General features: G+C 72.0%; 1 protein-coding gene. It reads right to left on the reverse strand.

The window, feature by feature from the left end:
* A partial coding sequence (locus ABD329_RS47615) for a type I polyketide synthase (RefSeq protein ID WP_344318254.1) occupies positions 1-2,441 on the reverse strand: 2,441 nt, incomplete at both ends.

The following is a 2,441-nucleotide window of genomic DNA, read 5'->3' on the forward strand; positions in this document are numbered from 1 at the left end:
ACGCCACGCAGCACCTCGGTGAGCGACCAGTCCACGTACGCCGACAGGGCCGTCTCACACTCGCCGATCGCCTCGGCGAACACCGGCGAGGACTCCAACAGCCCCACGCCCATACCGATCCACTGCGCACCCTGGCCGGGGAACACGAACACCGAACGGCCACGCACATCCGCCACGCCACGCGTCACACCCGAGGCAACCTCGCCCCCGGCCAACGCGCCCAGCCGCTCGAGCAGTTCCTCACGACCGGCCCCCGTCACCACCCCGCGGTGCTCGAACACCGACCGCGACGCCACCAGCGAGAAGGCCACGTCCGCGGCGCTCAGCTCCGGACGCTCCGCCATGAACTCCCGCAGCTGCTCGGCCTGTGCCCGCAGCCCCTCCGGGGTACGGCCGGACACCAGCCACGCCACCGGACCGTCGGCGGCCTCGGCCTCGGCGACCTCGGCCGGCTCGACGGCCGGAGCCTGCTCCAGGACCGCGTGCGCGTTCGTCCCGCTCACGCCGAAGGACGACACGCCGGCGCGGCGCGGGTGTCCCGTCTCCGGCCAGGCCGTGGCCTCGGTGAGCAGCTCGATGTCGCCCGCCGTCCAGTCCACGTGCTGGGACGGCTCATCGATGTGCAGCGTCTGCGGCAGCACACCGTGCCGCATCGCCATCACCATCTTGATGACACCGGCCACACCGGCCGCCGCCTGCGAATGGCCGATGTTGGACTTGATGGAGCCCAGCCACAGCGGCTGGTCCTCCGGCCGCCCCTGACCGTAGGTGGCCAGCAGCGCCTGCGCCTCGATCGGGTCACCCAGCGACGTACCCGTGCCATGGGCCTCCACCGCGTCCACCTCGGCGCCCGACAGGCGGGCGGTCTCCAGCGCCGCGCGGATCACCCGCTGCTGCGACGGGCCGTTCGGAGCGGTCAGGCCGTTGGAAGCGCCGTCCTGGTTGACGGCCGAACCCCGGACGAGGGCCAGCACCTCGTGGCCCTTGCGGCGGGCGTCCGACAGCCGCTCCACGAGCAGCAGCCCGACGCCCTCCGCGAATCCGAATCCGTCCGCGCTGTTACTGAACGCCTTGCACTTGCCGTCCGCGGACAGCGCCCGCTGCCGGCTGAAGTCCACCAGTCCGGCCTGGGTGGACATCACGGTCGCACCGCCGGCCAGCGCCATGTCGCACTCGCCCTGACGCAGCGCCTGGACCGCCAGGTGCAGCGCGACCAGCGACGACGAGCACGCGGTGTCCACCGTCACGGCCGGGCCCTCGAGGCCCAGGGTGTAGGAGATACGGCCGGAGGCCACGCTGCCCGCGCTGCCGGTGCCGAGGTAGCCCTCGAAGCCCTCGGGAGCGTTCCCTTGCAGCCGGGTGCCGTAGTCGTTGTAGACGACGCCGACGAAGACGCCGGTCCGGCTTCCCTTCGCCGTCTCGGGGTCGATACCGGCCCGCTCGAACGCCTCCCAGGACGTCTCCAGCAGCAGCCGCTGCTGCGGGTCCATCGACAGCGCCTCACGCGGTGAGATCCCGAAGAACGCCGGGTCGAACTGGTCCGCCTCGTAGAGGAAGCCACCGTTGCGGGCGTAGTACGTGCCCTCGCGCGCGGGGTCCGGGTCGTACGTCGACTCGAGGTCCCAGCCACGGTTGGACGGGAGCGACGACGTGGCATCGGTGCCCGCCATCACCAGTTGCCACAGCTCCTCGGGCGTCCGCACATCGCCGGGGAAACGGCAGCTCATGGCGACGATCGCGATCGGGTCGTCGTCCGTGCTCACCGGGGCCGCGGCGGATCCGCCCGCCGCCGGTGCCGCGATGGCCGCGGCCTGCGCACCCAGGATCTCCGAGCGCAGATAGCCCGCCAGTACGGTCGGGTTGGGGTAGTCGAAGACGAGCGTGGCCGGGAGGCGCAGACCCGTTTCCGCGCCCAGCCGGTTCCGCAGTTCCACGGCGGTGAGCGAGTCGAAGCCCAGCTCCTTGAAGGGCCGGCCCACCTCCACGGTGTCCGACTTCGAGTGTCCCAAGGCGGCGGCCACCTGGATGCGGATCAGCTCTTCGAGCAGGTACTGCTCCTGGTCCGCCTCGGACATGCTGAGCAGTCGCCGCCGCAGGCGGGCGGCGATGTCGTCCCCGTCCGCGTCTCCGGCGCCCGCGACACGGCGGACCGTCACCCCCGGTACGACGTTGCGGAAGAGGGCGGGGAGTTCGGCGCCCTGCGCACGCAGCGCGGGGATGTCCAGCCGGAAGAGAACGGGGACCACCGGGTCCGAGACCAGAGCGGCGTCCAACAGTTCAAGGCCCTCGTCCGTGGCCAGTGGCAGCACGCCCGAGCGGGATATTCGCTGGATGTCGTCCTCGCCGAGGTGTCCGGTCATGCCGCTGGCCTCGGCCCACAGACCCCACGCCATCGACACACCCGGCAGCCCCTGCGCCCGGCGCCACGACGCCAGACCGTC

The organism is Streptomyces javensis (genome assembly GCF_039525925.1).
Lineage (GTDB): Bacteria > Actinomycetota > Actinomycetes > Streptomycetales > Streptomycetaceae > Streptomyces > Streptomyces asiaticus.